Raw genomic sequence first — 17,226 nt, forward strand, 5'->3', positions numbered from 1 at the left:
ATTACTCCTAATTTTTGAGACTTTTCGCAAACAGTACTTACAACGCATTGTTAGAGGCCCAAGCAAATCAAACTTATAAAATGGCAGATAAAGCATATAGCCTAAAGCTTACCGCCTATTGTTCCCACACAAACAAAATCTTTTCAATCCTTTCCATCTGCGCGCAAACAAAAACAAAGCTTCACCTCTAAGAAATTCAAGCAGAATACGACAAAAAAAGAAAGGTTTTTTAATGATGAATTTTGGCTGACTTGATGTTGGCTCGATGGGTAATTTATAATAACTCTAGTACGGCAAACTCGCTTCGACAAACTCAGCGCATCACTCTACCGCGTTTTAAGGACTTCGCCATTGGCTCTCGCAAAAATTCGAAATTGATAATTCGTAATTCTTAATTGTATAATACGTGCGTTTTATTAAATTTGCGGACTAAACAAAATTTTTGCCAGCATGTTCGAGAATTTAACAGACAAATTTGAAAAAGCATTTAAGGTCCTTAAAGGTCAGGGACAAATCTCTGAAATAAATATTGCCGAGACACTCAAAGAAGTTCGTCGCGCTTTACTTGATGCCGATGTTAACTTCAAAACAGCCAAGGAGTTTACTAACATTGTAAAAGAGAAAGCTTTAGGTAGAGATGTATTAAACGCCGTTTCTCCGGGACAATTAATGGTTAAAATTTGTCACGAAGAACTGATCGAATTGATGGGTGGCGATGAAACAGAAGTAAACTATCAAGGAAATCCAGGGATTATTTTAATGTCTGGGCTTCAAGGTTCTGGTAAAACAACTTTCTCTGGAAAACTGGCCAATTTCCTAAAAACTAAAAAAGGAAAAAATCCTTTGTTGGTAGCCTGTGACGTTTATCGACCTGCTGCGATTGACCAGCTTCATGTTCTGGGAGAGCAAATTGGAGTTGAAGTATATTCGAATAAAGAAGAAAAAAATCCTGTTAAAATTGCGCAAGCCGCTGTTCAACATGCAAAAAGTAAAGGGCATAATGTTGTGATTATCGATACCGCCGGTCGATTAGCAATAGACGAACAAATGATGTCGGAAATTGCAGATGTAAAAAATGCAATTAAACCTACAGAAACACTATTTGTTGTTGATGCCATGACAGGACAAGATGCTGTAAATACTGCAAAAGCCTTTAATGAAAAAATCAATTTCAATGGTGTAATCTTAACCAAACTGGATGGTGATACCAGAGGTGGTGCCGCTATTTCTATTAAAGCTGTAGTAGACAAACCAATAAAGTTTGTAGGAACAGGTGAGAAAATGGATGCGATAGACATTTTCTACCCGAAACGTATGGCGGACCGTATCTTAGGTATGGGAGACGTTGTTTCTTTGGTTGAAAGAGCGCAAGAGCAATACGACGAAAAAGAAGCCCGAAGATTACAAAAGAAAATTAAGAAAAATCAATTTGATTTCAATGATTTCTTAAGTCAGTTACAGCAAGTTAAAAAAATGGGTAACGTAAAAGACTTAATGGGAATGATTCCTGGAATGGGGAAAGCCATGAAGGATGTTGAAATTGAAGATGATGCCTTCAAACATATTGAGGCGATTATTTACTCAATGTCACCAGACGAAAGAGAACGACCGGAAATCATCGACACAAGTCGCAAGAAAAGAATTGCCAAAGGAAGTGGACAAAGCTTAACTGAGGTGAATAAGCTTTTAAAACAATTTGGCGACACCAAGAAAATGATGAAAATGATGAGCAATAAGAAAAATATGGCCAGCATGATGAAACAAATGAAAGGAGGAATGCCGGGGATGTAATTTTTTAAAAAAATTACAGTTGCGAGATTTGAGTTCAGAGTAGAGAGGCAAGATCAAATCGCATTTATAAAATAGATATGAGAATCCCAGGAGTTTAGGCTTTTGGGATTTTTTTGTTTAAAAGGCAAAAAATCCTTACTTTTCAGCTAGTAATTAACACTTTACTATCATGAAACTAAAACAAAGATTACTTTTCATTCTTTTATCTCCTTACATTTTAATTGCTCAGACCTTGCACTTAGCAATCGAAACAGAATCGCCGAGAATGCGAACAATAACTGTTTTTGTGAATGACAATTTGTTCAAGAAAGAAACAAAACGAACACTATTTATTCCAATCAAAAGCTCAGATAGAATTACTATTCAACAAGAGCTTTATTCTGATTTCAATTACTCTATTCCTCAAGGATTGAAGAAGGAAGACACAATATATAAAACAATAAAATTGATTCCGAAAACAGAAAACATGCGGGTTCAGAATTTAGAGGAATTTTCTGTTTCAAACTCAAAGTATCAAAACCTATTCAAAAACAAAAATGAATTCATCATTGACTACTACCCTTTTCCAGAAGACAAATTCTTTGTGATTACCCGACTAAAAGGAACATATTACATTAAAATGATCAACGAGATTGGAAATGAACTATTGGTGAGTCCACTTAACTTTAAGCCCACAGAAATATTCCTCGATGTTATCGGCAACTTTCATTTGATTGCAAAAGATTCTGTTTATCAAATCTACACCGAAACCGATGCTATTTTCCTGATGAAAGCCATCTCTAAACATGACTATGAAAAGAATATTGAAAATCTTGTTGCCCTTGGAGAATACGGAGCTTTTCATCAGAATCTAAGCTTACATAACCAAAACTATACGGTTTCTAAAGTCATCAATAAAAATGCCAATAATATATACCAAACCTTTGATTCAGAGCAATACAAAACGGCAGAACACTATTATAATCGAGCGATTGGATTCTATATGGGGAACACCAGAAACGAAGAAAACATAATTTCTATGGGACTTTGGGATGGAGATTTAATGACCTTAAATCATAGCTTCGAAACAAGGAAATCATCCAGTTGTAACAATGGTGGAGGAGCTAAACTAGATATTTCAGGCTTCATAAGCTGGAGTGAAAAAATTGCTTCTAAACCGCTCAATGTAAAATCTTATGGATTATCCGAGAAAATCATTGTGCTAGACGGAGTAAAAGACAGTGTTTTTCAGATTCAATATTCCACTTTAGAAGAAGACAAGTCCAAGGCAAAATTTGAACTATCAGGCGAATATTTTAAAGACTACTTCTACGATGAAGTGTATATGTATTCCAATGAAAAAGGTGAAATTACAGTATCAAAAATAAACCCCACGAAAGGAACCTCCACCAATATATCCCAGTTAACAGGCATTCACGAACCTCGGAATATAAAAGTGCTCAACAACAAAGTGTTTTTTACAGTTTTGGATAAAAATCAATTTAACAGAATTGTTCAAGTAAAGAATTAAATAGAATTTGCTCAGAAAAAATGATTTTCAAAAATAGATCAATCTCGATGTGGTTCCGGTAAACCACTAAACACAAACAAAGAACTAAGAGCATCCCAAACCTTTAGTCTGTCATAAGATTCACTTTGTTTACTAAATTTTTCTCATAGGCTTTTCTTGCTTTCCCTCTGAAATAGACTTCTCCACAATACTTATACCCCAACTGCTCAAAGAGAAATAACATTGGTTCATTGTCAAAATTGGTGTCGGCTTTAACGCTATAAATCTTGTTTTCCAATGCAAACTCCTCAATGAATTTTAGCATTTTTTTTGCCAAACCTCTTCCTAGATAATTTTCAGCAATTGCCACCCTATGATAAACAACAAAGTCTCCACTGCTCAGCCACTCCCCTTCAATATTTGCATATTCAGGCTCGTCGTTGATCAATACCGCGCAGTAACCAGCAATCTTTTCATTTTCTGTCAGCACAAAGCCAACTCCATTTTCAATATCATTATTTACCACCTCTTTGTTAGGGTAACCATCTTGCCATTGATCGCTACCATCCGCTTTTCTTCGTGCAATGGCACTACTTAAAATATCCCAAATCATAGGGACATCAATCATGCTAGCCTTTCTAAAGCTCAATTTCATTACTTAAGTTTAGTTTCCAATTTATAATTACGATGACAAGCTACGCAATTCTTAAGTAAAAGGTCCAATTGTTCACGAGATTTTTTAGGCTTAAAGTCACTTTGCGCAGACTCCGCTATGTCATCAAAGATTTGATGCGTTGAAAAACCTAAAGTTTTGAAAGCCATTGGAAGAGATTTAACCAAGCCTGGTGGCGCATGATCTACCGCTGATCCTCCAGATTGCACTCCAGCTTCAGCAACTTTTCCAGCATCTTCCTCTATAATTCCTTGATTAATTTGTTGAACACTTTCGAGAAATAGCCGCATTTCGGCCAGCACAAAATCCCTATTATCTGGACTCACCGCTATCGCTGTTCTATTATCTTCTGCTTGGACAGTATCTCCCTTGATAAAGAAAAAATAAACTAACCCTAGATTAAGCAACACAGAGACAGTTAGAAATATTGGAAGTAATTTTTTCATCGTTTTTTTTTGAGGCTAATTTAGAACAATTCTATATTGCACACCTTTAAAATACAAAAAGAGATCACAAAACCGATAAAAGTCAGTTTTTGTGCGTTGGAAATTTAGCGACGAGAAGAGAAGTCAAAAGATTAAAGCACCATATTTTTTTTTAAATTAGCGCTGGCTTGACATTCAAAACGGAGCACCACTGTGATGATTAAATCAGTAAGCATTCGACAGAAAAGTAAAGTTATCTCTTATAAAAATGTTACTCTGCTCTATCAGGGGGGATTCACTTTAAAAAGAGCTTGCGAATAGCGATAAACACCAGAATTAAAGCAGTGAACGATATAAAGAAAGGAATGATATATTCTGCCACATTTAACATAAGTAGAATGGCCATAATCAACAATTGAAAACCTAATCCAAATACGGAAAGAGCGGTCATAAACCACTTTGGAAAAGGTTTGCTTTCTGCTGCTTTTCTATCCATGGCATATATAATTTTATCAAATGGGCCGTAAAGAGCTAAATAGATTGCATATAACTTATTGACCGTGCTCTGCTTTTCACCAGGAAGTGCTTTTGGCGTTTCGTTTTCAAACACCCTACTGGTTGAATCCCCATTCACTGAATTTCTCAAAATGACGTAGTAAAAATTATAGAGCGTTCCTTGCAATTGAATACCAAAAAAAGCCAAAAGCATTTCCCCGAAACGTGCATCTGAAATGTAAGCAACGGCAGAAAGAAATAAAAAGTTGAGTACTAAATCAGCCAAGGAATCGTAGTATCGCCCAGTATGAGAAGGTGTTTTTTTCAGACGTGATAACTCACCATCTGCCGCATCAATAATAGACTTTAATACGATCAAAAAAGCTGCGGTATAATAATATCCAAATAAAATGCAGGCAATTGCTGCTAAACCAACGACTATAAAAAGAGTGGTCACATGCAAAGGTGTCGCTTTTGTGTTTACCAGAGATTTTGCAAACCATCTACCTGGTTTTCTACCGTAATCTGAAACATCGAGAAATTGATACTCTAAAGGAAGTTTGGACATTTATAGAATGAATAAAGTGAACTTATAAGCACATTTATTTTGTGATAATATAATCGAGTGTGTAAAAATAAAACATATTTGAACGATTCCTTACATGTTCTTGTTTAATGAATGACAAATCCTTCGACTTTTAGCTTTTCACCAAAAAAAATGCCACCCGCAGAAACGAGTGGCACCATTTATATTAACAAGACTTTTTAAATAAAAAGACTACTAATTGTATATGCAGATCATTATTTATCTACCTCTACACTTGCAAGTTCTTCTGCTTTGTAATCCCCTTTATCTAATTTCGCTTTCACTTTTTTGAAAGTTTCAATTGTGTATTCTACATCCTCAATAGTATGAGCCGCTGTAGGGATTAAACGCAACATTATTGTGTCTTTAGGAACAACAGGATATATAACAATTGAACAGAAGATACTATAGTTCTCACGTAAGTCAAAAGTCATATTTGTTGCTTCTGCAAGATTTCCTTGAAGATTAACTGGAGTTACAGCAGAGTTCGTTTCTCCAATGTTAAATCCATTTTCTTTTAATCCTTGTTGTAAAGCCGAGGCTATTCTCCAAAGATTTTCTTTATGCTCTGGTTGAGTTCTCAATAACTCTAAACGCTTACGCGCTCCAACAACTAAAGGCATTGGAAGCGATTTAGCAAACATTTGAGAACGCATGTTGTAACGCATAAATTCAATAATATGTTCTTTCGCAGAAATAAATGCACCTATAGAAGCCATTGATTTAGCAAAAGTTCCGAATAATACATCAATTTCTTCATGAACGCCCTGTGCTTCACCAGCACCCATTCCTTTTTCACCAATCGTTCCAAAACCGTGTGCATCATCCACAAACAGTCTAAAATTGTATTTACCTGATTTTCTAAAATCAACAATACCTTTCAAGTCTCCTTGATCACCAGCCATTCCAAAAACACCTTCAGTAATAACAAGAATTCCTCCGTCGGTATTCTCAACCAATTTCGTTGCTCTCGCCATTTGCTTATCAAAGCTTTCCATGTCGTTGTGCTTGAAAACAAAACGTTTTCCTGCGTGCAACCTCATTCCATCTAAAATACAAGCGTGAGATTCACTATCGTAAACAATAACGTCATTACGGTCTACCAAACAGTCAATAGCTGAAACCATTCCTTGGTAACCAAAGTTTAAAAGAATTGTATCCTCTGTTCCCATGAAATCAGATAACTCATTCTCTAAAGCTTCATGCTCACTTGTTTGTCCAGTCATCATTCTAGCTCCCATTGGATAAGCCATTCCCCATTTTGCTGCTGCATCGGCATCTGCCTTACGCACTTCTGGGTGATTAGCTAAACCTAAGTAGTTATTCACTGACCATACAAGGCATTCTTTACCACGAAATAACATTTTGTTACCGATTTCCCCTTCCAACTTTGGGAAAGTAAAGTAGCCATGAACTCCTTTAGCATGTTGTCCTATCGGACCTCTATTTTCTTTTATTTTTTCAAATATGTCTTTAGCCATAAAAGTCTTTTTTTAGCCAACTTAAATTTTAGTTGCCCTTAATTATGTTTGCAAAGATAGCCGATTTTTAGAGATTCTCATACTCTAATGCGGGAATTATTACACAGGAACATCTTTAAATACTTATTTTGGAGTACTCTAAGAACAAAGTCTCTCCGTAAATTAAATAATATTCACCTCTCTTTCCAATTGAATTCCATATCGGCTGTGAATATCTCGGATTATTTGCTCAGATAAGTCAAAAATATCTGCCCCTTTAGCATTCTCATAATTCACAAGAACTAATGCTTGGCGCTTATGCACTCCGAATTCTCCCATTGTTTTCCCCTTCCATCCAGATTGATCAATTAACCAACCTGCAGGGACTTTTACGTTATTTTCGTCAACTGCATAAGAGGGTATATTTTCATGATGCATCCTCAATTCATTGAATTGCTGCTTTGAAATAACAGGATTTTTGAAAAAACTGCCCGCATTTCCAATCGACTTAGGATCAGGCAATTTAGACTTCCGAATAGCAATCACTGCATCACTTACGTCCTTAATTGAAGGTTGTTCAACCCCCATTAGCCTTAACTCCTCTTCAATTGCACCATAACTCGTATTTAACTGAGGAAATTTTGACAATCTATAACTGACAGATGTAATAACGAATTTACCTTTTAGCGCTTTTTTAAAAACACTCTCTCTGTAACCAAATTGACAATCTTCATGGCTAAAAACACGCAATTTACCCGTTTCAATCTCCAAAGCCTCCAAAGATTCAAACACATCCTTAATTTCTACACCGTAAGCACCAATGTTTTGCATTGGACTAGCGCCAACACTGCCTGGAATTAGAGATAAATTTTCAACACCCCCTAATCCCTCTTCAATAGCGTGAAGCACAAAGCTATGCCAAGCTTCTCCTGCACCAACTTTTAAAACAACCTCCTCTTTTGTTTCCTCAATCCTTTCAACTCCCTTAATTTCGTTGCGTAAAACAACACCATCAAAATCTCCCTGAAACAAAACATTACTTCCTCCACCTAAAATCAATAAGTTTCTGTCATTCAGTAGAGAAAGTAAATCCTTGAGTTCCCCGACTGTCGAAAAAGAGGCGAAATATTTGGAGTAAACGGTAATTCCAAAGGTATTGAATGGTTTAAGATTTACGTTTTCTTGAAGCATTTGGTCTTTTTTTATACGAATGTAAGTACTTTTAGCCTGCACAAATACAGAAATAGATTGTTTTATCACTATTCCGTATTTAAAAACTTTTTAAAAAACTCATTTTTATGCTGAAAAAAGTAGACTTAGACGTAATCAATTCCTTCAACAAAGGCACTTTAATGGAAAGCTTGGACATGAAGTGCATTGAAATAGGAGACGACTATGTTGTTGCAACAATGCCAGTAAACTCAACCACTCACCAACCAATGGGTTTACTTCATGGTGGAGCTAGCGCTGCACTAATAGAAAGTATTGGCTCCATGGGATCCACCCTGATGTTGGACATAGACAAAGAAGTGCCGGTAGGAATAGAAATTAACGCAAACCATGTGGGAGGAATGAAATCTGGACTGGTAAAAGCGGTGGGAAAAGTGGTGCATGCCGGAAAAAGAACACATGTTTGGCAAGTTGATTTAACAGACAGCGAAACGGATGCACTGGTTTGTACAGGGAGATTAACGGTAATGATTGTACCTAGAAAATAATTTAATATGGCCTGTTTAGCATATCAGCTTCCAAACGAAGAACTGAAAATTTATAAAGGAATATGGGTAGAGAGTGATTTGGAAAGGCTTCCAGAACATTGCTTTTTCATTACAGACTTCACCAAAAAAAAGGTCTTTTATTTTGAAGAAAATGAAACTACAGATTCATTTTCAAACGCTGATCTTGTCTTTAATAAGGAGGATAGCGTATTTGTTGCCAATGAAAAAGCCTATCTCAATGGTTTGCAATATTTCATCGATGGTTTTGAAATGTTTGGTATTCAAAAGGCCATTTTTTCAAGAATAAAACTGGTCGATAGAGAACAGATTATTGAAATGGAAACCGTTTTTCATCGATTAGCAAAAACTTATAAAAATCAAGCATTGGTATACTTGGTGAGTGATGAAAAGTTTGGTACCTGGATGGGAGCAACGCCTGAAACCCTTCTCTCCGGTACTGAAAACGCTATGAACTCCATGGCTTTGGCAGGAACAAAGCGCTCTGAAAAAACTGCTTGGACTAAAAAAGAAATAGATGAACAGCAATATGTAGTTGATTTTGTAAAAGACAAAATCAATGAGCAATCACCTGAAAATCTAGTCATTTCAGAAGCCAGAACAGTAAAAAAAGGAGCTGTGTATCACTTGCAAACCGATTACCAATTTAAGCTAGAGAGACAAAAATGGAACACTCTAATACAGTCACTACACCCAACACCTGCAGTTTGTGGTACTCCTAGTGACTTAGCCAAAGACTATATTTTAAGCAACGAGCCTCACGATAGAGATTTTTATACTGGTTTAATTGGATTAAAATCACAGAAGGAATTAGCCGTATATGTAAACCTGCGCTGCATGCAAGTCTTAGAAGAACACTTTGCATTATACGTGGGTGGAGGAATAACACTAAGTTCAGATATAGCGAAAGAACTCCAAGAAACAGAAGACAAAAGCGAAACTTTGCTTTCTGTTATTTTTAGCTGAATGAAATTAGGACCTTGTAGTCGTGGCTAACATCGCTTATCTATTGAAATTTTCGACTAGGATGATACATTGAAATTTGGGATAAGACCTTTGCTATTTTACAATTTAATTCGCGAGATCGAGATTCGTTTTTCGTAAATCAATAGCATTCGGTGCCCATCTTTAGCCCAAAAAAATATCGTCATTTAATTCTGGAAAGATGATAGAACTGCTTCCCTACAACTCATAAAAGCTGAAGTTGTAAGTTTTCCACTCAAAACCTCAGGACTTAAATAAAAACAATGAATTCTACTTTAATTCTCAAAATTAACACGGCTCACGTTTAAATCCAATTTTACATTTTTGTGAAAAGGTAAATCCGCTTGATCTGTAAATTGCCAATACAAAATCCGCTCATCTTTAGGAAGTAGAAAAGGCTCAGAATAGGCCGCTATCCAAAACTTGTAATCGTGAAATACGTCTTGAAATTTTGTTCGATAAAAATGGAATGAAGTGTAAATCATTGGTCGCTTTCCTGTTCTTTTTTCAACTTCTTTCAAAAAAAGACCCATACTGCGAATCAACTCTTGATCTGAAACAGCTTCGATTTCTACATCTAAAACCGGAGCCAAATCTGATGTTAATGGCTTATAATGCTTGAGGAAATGATCAACTTGATCCAATGGTGGCGTCCCAGGTCTAAAAAAATGATATGCTCCATGTTTCACTTTTTTATCGAGCAAACGAAGCCTATTGTAATTCCACTCACCATCTACATGACTTCCTCCCTCAGTTGCCTTAACATAAACGAATTGTATGGCAGGAGACAGCCTCCTATGAAACAAAGTATCCCAATCAATTTTTCCCTGATGATGAGAAACATCAATACCAAAACCGCTATAGTTCTTCGGAATTGAATAATTGAAATCATCGCTAACTCTAAACTGCAATGAACTCCAAAGAATCAAACTAAAAACTATTAGAATTAGAAATAAAGGCAAAGTTTTTGACCGCTTTCGCTTCATATAAAAGAGAGTTTATTCCACGAAAAAAAGGACTTCCTTGAAGAAGAAAGTCCTTAAATATTTTATCAGGAAAGAAGTGCTTAGAATCTTCTTTTCTCCTTAATTCTTGCAGCTTTACCAGTTCTCTCACGGAAGTAGAAAATACGAGCTCTTCGTACAGCACCACTTTTAAGAACTTTGATGTCGTCGATAAAAGGCGAATGTAATGGGAAGATACGCTCTACTCCTACACCTCCTGATATTTTACGAACAGTGAAAGTTTCTGTTGATCCAACTCCACGACGTTGTAAAACAACTCCAGTGTATTGCTGAATACGCTCTTTTTCACCTTCTCTAATTTTATATGAAACAGCTACCGTATCTCCTGCTCCGAAAGCTGGTGCGTCGTATGCCGTTGAAAATTCGTTTTGAACTTCTTTTATTAAATCCATGACTATTATTTTATTCTTCTCCGAAATTGGGGTGCAATATTACATATAATTTATGAATTAAACACGTCGGAAGTTGAATATTTTTAAAAATTTTAATTCGCGCTTAATTTCCTGCAAATATAATGAATTGTTTATTTACTGCAATGCCATTTAGCTGACTAAAAATCAATATCTAATTTAAACTTTTGGCGCAGTGTAGTCAAATGTGGATTCCGTTCAGCCATATCATTAAATTTGTCTTGACTTGAGAAAAACTTTCCTCCTCCTTCAACTGTCTCCTCTATTATACTAAGGTTAATAGACCAATTATTAAGCTCTTTTCTTAAGTACCCAACAAGCGTTGTTTCATGAGTTTTAATAAAGCCCATTTGCACATCATTATCAACCCTGTGCTTAATGAGATAATTCTCAGCTATCTCTGGATCGTTACCAATCATAGCGGTGTAAAGTGTACCCATCCCTTCTTCTTTTGCTTTGAAAGCAAATTTCCTCCAAGTCATCCGTAATTCATCAATAGAAAATGAATCGGTTGGGCGATTATCTGTTGTTTCTTCTTGAACCTCTACCTTTTTCTCATTCGCTTTTGACATCAAATCATTTATCCCCAAATAAGAATTGTTGAGTCTGCGCGTAGGAGCAGATAACTTTCGAGCTTCCTTATTGAGGGTAATCGGTTTTGGCTTATCTGCTGTTTTTGGCTTCGGCGCTGTATTCGATTTATTATCACGCAAAGCCTTGCTGTCTTTTTGACCTTTAAAAGGAATAATCTCAACAGGATCAGTTAGGGCTTTTTTTTTTCAAGCTCGTTTTTAATCGAACACAATTGCATTAAGGTTAGCTCTACCAATAAGCGCTGGTTTTTAGCGGACTTGTAATTTGTATCTGCACTACTTATAACTCCAAGCGCTCGCATGATGTGTTTAGCATCAATTGTAGAAGATTGTTCTTTGTATCGCTGCTTAATGGAATCCCCGACCTCTAAAAGATCAACTGTTTTTGGATTTTTACCGACCAATAGGTTGCGATAGTGTTCTGAAAGACCAACTAAAAATTGATGTCCATCAAAACCATGATTCACAATCTCATGATACAGCAGCAAACTATTAGTAATATTTTCCTCTAATGCATAATCTACTAATCTAAAGTAGTAATCATAATCAAGAACATTAAGGTTTTCAATTACTGATTGATAAGTTAAAGTCTTTCCAGCAAAACTTACAATTTGATCAAATATTGAAAGCGCATCTCTTAATGCTCCGTCAGCTTTTTGAGCAATTAAATGCAAACCTTCACTTTCCGCATCAATCCCCTCATTGACTGAAATTTTCTTTAAATGCTCAGCTATATCAGATATTTGAATTCTGTTGAAATCAAAAATTTGACAACGAGAAAGAATTGTTGGAATTATTTTGTGCTTTTCTGTTGTAGCAAGAATGAATATCGCATGTTTTGGTGGCTCCTCCAAAGTCTTCAAAAACGCATTAAATGCTGCTGTTGACAACATGTGGACCTCATCAATTATATACACTTTAAAATCACCAAGTTGAGGAGCAACCCTTACCTGATCAATCAAACTCCTGATGTCATCAACACTATTATTTGAGGCCGCATCTAACTCATAAACATTCAGTGATTGACCTTCATCAAAGGACTTACAAGATGCGCATTCACCACACGCCTCTAAATTATCTGTTCTGTTTGAGCAGTTAATCGTTTTAGCCAAAATTCGAGCCGTTGAAGTCTTTCCAACACCTCTAGATCCACAAAACAAAAATGCTTGCGCCAACTGATCGTTTTTGATTGCATTTTTTAACGTTGTCGAAATATTGCCTTGGCCAACCAATGTATCAAAGGTTTGCGGCCTGTATTTCCTTGCTGAAACAATATAATCACTCATGACACAAAAATAATAGAATTTAAAGTCTTTTACATCAATTTAGTCTTAGATTTTACAAACAAATTAACAAGCCAAGCGCAAGGGCGCTGACAAAGGAATCCTTAGAATTATTATCCATAAAAAAACCGCCACTTACTTGAAGTGACGGTCCTTTAAATTCATTTAACTATCCAAGATAAGATTTAAGCATCTTACTTCTTGAAGTATGTCGTAAACGCCGTACCGCTTTTTCTTTAATTTGTCGCACTCGTTCCCTGGTCAAATCGAACCTGTATCCAATTTCATCTAAACTCATTTCTCGTTTACCATCGAGTCCAAAGTAAAGCTTTAGCACATCAGCTTCTCGCAGCGTAAGTGTGCTTAAAGAACGATTAATCTCTCTCTGTAGCGATTGATGCAACAAACCTTCCTCAGGCCCTCTCAAAGCATCATTTTCGAGCAAATCATACATGTTCGAACTGGACTCATCCCCTTCTTTCAGCGGTGCATCCATCGATAAATGTCTTCCATTAGACTCCAAAGCATGTTTTATATCTTTAACTGGAAGCTCCAAATGATGCGCTAACTCCTCGGCAGATGGAGCACGTTCTAGACGTTGCTCTAACTCAGAGTAAGCCCTATTGACTTTACCAATTGCCCCAATTTTGTTTAAAGGCAAACGAACAACTCTTGCTTGTTCGGCCAATGCTTGTAGTATCGATTGGCGAATCCACCATACAGCATAGGAAATAAATTTAAATCCTCTGGTTTCATCAAATCGACTTGCTGCCTTAATTAATCCAACATTCCCCTCATTAATCAAATCTGGAAGTGTCAAACCTTGGTTTTGATATTGTTTGGCTACAGATACGACAAATCTTAAATTGGCACGTGTCAATTTATCCAAAGCACGTTGATCACCGGCCTTAATACGGCGCGCCAATTCCACTTCTTCTTGGGCGGTAATTAACTCTACCCTCCCGATTTCCACCAAGTATTTATCCAACGAGGCTGTCTCTCTATTGGTTACTTGCTTGCTAATTTTTAATTGTCTCATATCCCTTTATTTTTTTTAGTATACCCTCAAGTTTTTCGTGATTCTTAGGCACATCAAACTATTGATATATTAATATAACGTTTTTATTGATAAAAAGTTGGTTATTAACTTTAATTTTATTAAAAGAAGCCATTTTTTAACAGTTATTAGATACTCAAGTCAGAAATAGCTAGCTTTTGCCCCGCTTTGTCGTCGCCTTTCCATTGAACTCTATTATATTTGTTCAAAAAGAAATTAGAAAATGAAAGATATAATTGAAAACGCTTGGAACGACCGTTCTTTATTGAACAATTCAGAAACAATTCAGGCGATAGAGGCTGTTATAGAAGGCCTAGACAAAGGTGACCTCCGCGTTGCAGAACCAGTTGACGGAAAATGGCAAGTCAACGAGTGGATCAAAAAAGCTGTAGTTATGTACTTCCCTATTCGAAAAATGGAAACCATTGAAGTTGGTCCTTTCGAATTTCATGATAAAATGGCATTGAAAACCAACTACAAAGACCTAGGAGTCCGTGTAGTTCCTCATGCTGTAGCGAGATATGGAGCATACATTTCTAAGGGAGTAATACTAATGCCTTCCTACGTAAATATAGGGGCTTTCGTTGACGAAGGAACCATGGTTGACACATGGGCCACTGTGGGGTCTTGCGCACAGATTGGGAAAAATGTTCACTTAAGCGGTGGAGTTGGAATCGGAGGAGTTTTAGAACCTTTGCAAGCCGCTCCTGTTATTATAGAAGATGGTGCATTTATTGGCTCGCGCTGCATCGTAGTTGAAGGGGTTCGCGTAAGAAAAGAAGCTGTCTTAGGAGCAAATGTCGTATTAACAAAATCTACAAAAATAATTGATGTAACTGGAGAAGAACCTATCGAAATTAAAGGCGAGGTTCCAGAAAGAAGCGTTGTTATACCAGGCTCATATACAAAAGCATTTCCAGCGGGTGAATTTCAAGTTCCATGTGCCTTAATCATTGGAAAAAGAAAGGAAAGCACAGACTTGAAAACTTCATTGAATGATGCCTTGCGCGAACATAATGTTGCCGTATAATTTTTGAATCCATAAAGAGCGTAAAGATGAATGAAGAGCAATTAAAAAAATGGAAAGCGAAGCGACAGAAACGAAGAGATTCTTTTAATAGTGACGGTTTGCTTTCTGGTATTTTAAGAGGAGATCTTCAGGCATTGAGTAGCGGAATTACTTTACTGGAAAGCAACAAAAAGGAAGACAAAGCGGAAGCACAAAAATTAATCAATAGCTGCTTAAAGTATTCAGGGAAATCTATTCGCGTTGGCGTTACAGGAGTTCCTGGGGTAGGTAAAAGTACTTTTATCGAGTCCTTTGGTCAGTTTGTAGTGGAAAAAGGTTTCAAAATTGCTGTTTTAGCAATTGATCCCTCATCAGAAAAAAGCGGAGGAAGTATACTTGGAGATAAAACTAGAATGAATCAACTTTCTGTTTTAGAGAATGCTTTCATCCGCCCTTCTGCTGCTGGAAAATCACTGGGTGGGGTTGCAAGAAAAACAAGAGAATCTATCATTTTATGCGAGGCCGCTGGTTACGACTTTATTCTCATTGAGACTGTGGGAGTTGGTCAATCAGAAACGATGGTGAACTCCATGGTCGATTTTTTTATGCTTTTAATGCTTGCAGGAGCTGGAGACGAACTCCAAGGAATAAAGCGAGGCATAATGGAAATGGCCGACGCTTTAATCATCACAAAAGCAGACGGCGATAATTTAATCAAAGCCCGAAGAGCAAAAAAAGAGTACGAGAACGCAATTCACCTATTCCCACCTAATGAAAATGAGTGGATCCCTAAAACTCTTGTTGCCTCTGCTCTAGAGAACTATAATATTGAAAAAACTTTTGAGACAATTCAAAGCTTCGTCAATCAAACCAAGGTCAATGGTTCATTTACGAACAACAGAAAGCAGCAAGACAAATACTGGCTTCATGAAACAATAGCCGACACACTAATGACCAACTTTTACTCCTCAGAGCGCTTAGTTGAAGTAATCGCAGAAGTTGAGCAAGATGTTATTTCGGGTAAAATCTCTTCCTTCGAAGGGGCAGAAAAATTAATGAAAATTTATAATCATGAATAAAGTTTTAGTAGCATTTACAAGTTTATTTTTATTTACAGCCTGCAACAACGATCAATCTGAAGTGAATAAAAATAAGGCAGTCGCAGTAAACCTAGATACAGAGCAAGCGCATGAGCTATCCGTCGATGCAATCATTGATAGTGTTTATCAAAAAAATGGATCAGGATTGATAGACAAATCAAATATCTCTTTTGACTTTAGAGAGTTTCAATATGCATACATGCAAGACAAAGAGGGAGTAATACAATCTAGGAAATTCAAAAACGACAATGGAGACCTGGTCATAGACACTTGGCAAGGAGACTCCTTCATAAGAACTATCAATGGAACGGTAACACCATTAACGAAGAAAAAAGAAAATGCCTACAGAAACTCAATCAATAGTGTTTTCTACTTTGCTTATTTGCCCAAAGCACTAAAAGACCCAGCAGTAAATGCAGAGCTAATAGACGAAGTAGAAATCAATGAAAAAATGTATTATAAGATCAAAATCACTTTTAACGAAGAGGGTGGCGGAGAAGATTTTCATGATATTTTTTTATACTGGATCGGTATAGAAGATTTCGCCATGGACTACATGGCCTATCAGTATTTCACAGAAGATGGAGGAATAAGATTTAGAGCCGTTGATAAAGTGCAAGAAGTAAACGGCATTCTATTTAAAGACTACCTCAATTATGCTCCAAAAGAAAATTTAATGAATGACTATATTATGGTCGACAAAGTATTTTCTAACAATGGAATGAAGTTGGTTTCAGAAATTAGACTAGAAAATATAGAGGTCAATTAATTTTCCTCAATCAGTCTAATTGTTAGAATATAAAGTTAGCTTAATACTTAATGTGCCCCACTTTTAGATGTAGAGCCCACAAGAACTAAAAATATTCTAGCAAAAACACAAAATCTTTTACTATCCCCAAAAAAATAAGCTATTCCAGTTACTGCTTCAAATGAATACCCAAAAAGAATTTCTTTAAATGCTAATCGGGGACTTTAATAGCTGTTTAACCCGAAAAATTCATAGAAAGATAGGATAAAAGGGTGCAAAGTGTTATTTTTAAAGTGCTTAAACATAAAAAACATACACTTTTAGCACACCCAATTATGAGTATCAAAAATACAGTATTTTAT

17 protein-coding genes are annotated in these 17,226 nt (G+C 36.3%); 7 read left to right on the top strand and 10 right to left on the bottom strand.

What is annotated here, in order from left to right; translation table 11 throughout:
* Nucleotides 1–450: 450 nt before the first annotated feature.
* A complete protein-coding gene (gene ffh, locus DIT68_RS05275) occupies nucleotides 451–1,791 on the top strand; it encodes a signal recognition particle protein (RefSeq protein ID WP_109358758.1) in 1,341 nt (446 codons plus the stop codon).
* Nucleotides 1,792–1,960: 169 nt separating this feature from the next.
* Nucleotides 1,961–3,301 (top strand): hypothetical protein, encoded by a 1,341-nt coding sequence (locus DIT68_RS05280; RefSeq protein ID WP_109358759.1) that lies wholly within the window; start codon nucleotides 1,961–1,963, stop codon nucleotides 3,299–3,301.
* A 103-nt stretch (nucleotides 3,302–3,404) separates the two neighbouring features.
* Here the strand turns inward: DIT68_RS05280 and DIT68_RS05285 are convergent, their stop codons facing one another.
* From DIT68_RS05285 to murB, 5 genes are all read right to left on the bottom strand, one after another.
* On the bottom strand, nucleotides 3,405–3,935 hold the full coding sequence (locus DIT68_RS05285) for a GNAT family N-acetyltransferase (protein ID WP_109358760.1): 531 nt from the start codon (nucleotides 3,933–3,935) through the stop codon (nucleotides 3,405–3,407).
* Complete coding sequence (locus tag DIT68_RS05290; protein ID WP_109358761.1) at nucleotides 3,935–4,399, bottom strand: hypothetical protein; 465 nt, start codon at nucleotides 4,397–4,399, stop codon at nucleotides 3,935–3,937. Before DIT68_RS05290 ends, DIT68_RS05285 begins: the two co-directional genes overlap by 1 nt.
* Nucleotides 4,400–4,673: 274 nt before the next feature.
* The gene (locus tag DIT68_RS05295) at nucleotides 4,674–5,441 is read right to left on the bottom strand and encodes a CDP-alcohol phosphatidyltransferase family protein (RefSeq protein ID WP_109358762.1); all 768 of its coding nucleotides are present in this window, start codon (nucleotides 5,439–5,441) and stop codon (nucleotides 4,674–4,676) included.
* Between the two features lie 233 nt (nucleotides 5,442–5,674).
* Nucleotides 5,675–6,940 carry an aminotransferase class I/II-fold pyridoxal phosphate-dependent enzyme gene (locus DIT68_RS05300; RefSeq protein WP_109358763.1) on the bottom strand — a complete coding sequence of 422 codons (1,266 nt, stop codon included), beginning with the start codon at nucleotides 6,938–6,940 and terminating at the stop codon, nucleotides 5,675–5,677.
* Between the two features lie 162 nt (nucleotides 6,941–7,102).
* Nucleotides 7,103–8,179, bottom strand: a complete 1,077-nt coding sequence (gene murB / locus DIT68_RS05305) for a UDP-N-acetylmuramate dehydrogenase (RefSeq protein WP_317133888.1) — start codon at nucleotides 8,177–8,179, stop codon at nucleotides 7,103–7,105.
* 38 nt (nucleotides 8,180–8,217) lie between these two features.
* Between murB and DIT68_RS05310 the strand changes: the two genes are divergently transcribed.
* The gene (locus tag DIT68_RS05310) at nucleotides 8,218–8,637 is read left to right on the top strand and encodes a PaaI family thioesterase (RefSeq protein ID WP_109358764.1); all 420 of its coding nucleotides are present in this window, start codon (nucleotides 8,218–8,220) and stop codon (nucleotides 8,635–8,637) included.
* 6 nt (nucleotides 8,638–8,643) lie between these two features.
* On the top strand, nucleotides 8,644–9,621 hold the full coding sequence (locus DIT68_RS05315) for a chorismate-binding protein (protein ID WP_109358765.1): 978 nt from the start codon (nucleotides 8,644–8,646) through the stop codon (nucleotides 9,619–9,621).
* Between the two features lie 293 nt (nucleotides 9,622–9,914).
* Here DIT68_RS05315 and DIT68_RS05320 read toward each other — a convergent pair whose 3' ends face one another.
* The 5 genes from DIT68_RS05320 to DIT68_RS05340 form a co-directional block, all read right to left on the bottom strand.
* Nucleotides 9,915–10,625: a glycoside hydrolase family 25 protein gene (locus DIT68_RS05320; RefSeq protein WP_109358766.1), complete on the bottom strand. Its 711-nt coding sequence runs from the start codon at nucleotides 10,623–10,625 to the stop codon at nucleotides 9,915–9,917.
* A gap of 80 nt (nucleotides 10,626–10,705) precedes the next feature.
* Complete coding sequence (gene rplS, locus DIT68_RS05325; protein WP_109358767.1) at nucleotides 10,706–11,056, bottom strand: 50S ribosomal protein L19; 351 nt, start codon at nucleotides 11,054–11,056, stop codon at nucleotides 10,706–10,708.
* A gap of 158 nt (nucleotides 11,057–11,214) precedes the next feature.
* On the bottom strand, nucleotides 11,215–11,787 hold the full coding sequence (locus tag DIT68_RS16515; protein ID WP_109358768.1) for a hypothetical protein: 573 nt from the start codon (nucleotides 11,785–11,787) through the stop codon (nucleotides 11,215–11,217).
* Nucleotides 11,788–11,837: 50 nt separating this feature from the next.
* Nucleotides 11,838–12,953, bottom strand: coding sequence for a DNA polymerase III subunit gamma/tau (gene dnaX, locus DIT68_RS16520; protein ID WP_109358769.1), 1,116 nt, complete (start codon nucleotides 12,951–12,953; stop codon nucleotides 11,838–11,840).
* A 166-nt stretch (nucleotides 12,954–13,119) separates the two neighbouring features.
* On the bottom strand, nucleotides 13,120–13,989 hold the full coding sequence (locus DIT68_RS05340; protein ID WP_109358770.1) for a sigma-70 family RNA polymerase sigma factor: 870 nt from the start codon (nucleotides 13,987–13,989) through the stop codon (nucleotides 13,120–13,122).
* 241 nt (nucleotides 13,990–14,230) lie between these two features.
* Here DIT68_RS05340 and DIT68_RS05345 point away from each other — a divergent pair, with 241 nt between their 5' ends.
* From DIT68_RS05345 to DIT68_RS05355, 3 genes are read left to right on the top strand one after another with little or no spacing between them, the layout of a single operon-like run.
* A complete protein-coding gene (locus tag DIT68_RS05345) occupies nucleotides 14,231–15,037 on the top strand; it encodes a 2,3,4,5-tetrahydropyridine-2,6-dicarboxylate N-succinyltransferase (RefSeq protein WP_109358771.1) in 807 nt (268 codons plus the stop codon).
* Between the two features lie 26 nt (nucleotides 15,038–15,063).
* A complete protein-coding gene (gene meaB / locus DIT68_RS05350; protein WP_109358772.1) occupies nucleotides 15,064–16,095 on the top strand; it encodes a methylmalonyl Co-A mutase-associated GTPase MeaB in 1,032 nt (343 codons plus the stop codon).
* Entirely contained in the window at nucleotides 16,088–16,885 is a 798-nt protein-coding gene (locus DIT68_RS05355; RefSeq protein WP_109358773.1) for a DUF6503 family protein, read from the top strand. Before meaB ends, DIT68_RS05355 begins: the two co-directional genes overlap by 8 nt.
* Nucleotides 16,886–17,226 lie beyond the last annotated feature (341 nt).

This window comes from Brumimicrobium oceani (assembly GCF_003143775.1).
Taxonomy (GTDB): Bacteria; Bacteroidota; Bacteroidia; order Flavobacteriales_D; family Crocinitomicaceae; genus Brumimicrobium; species Brumimicrobium oceani.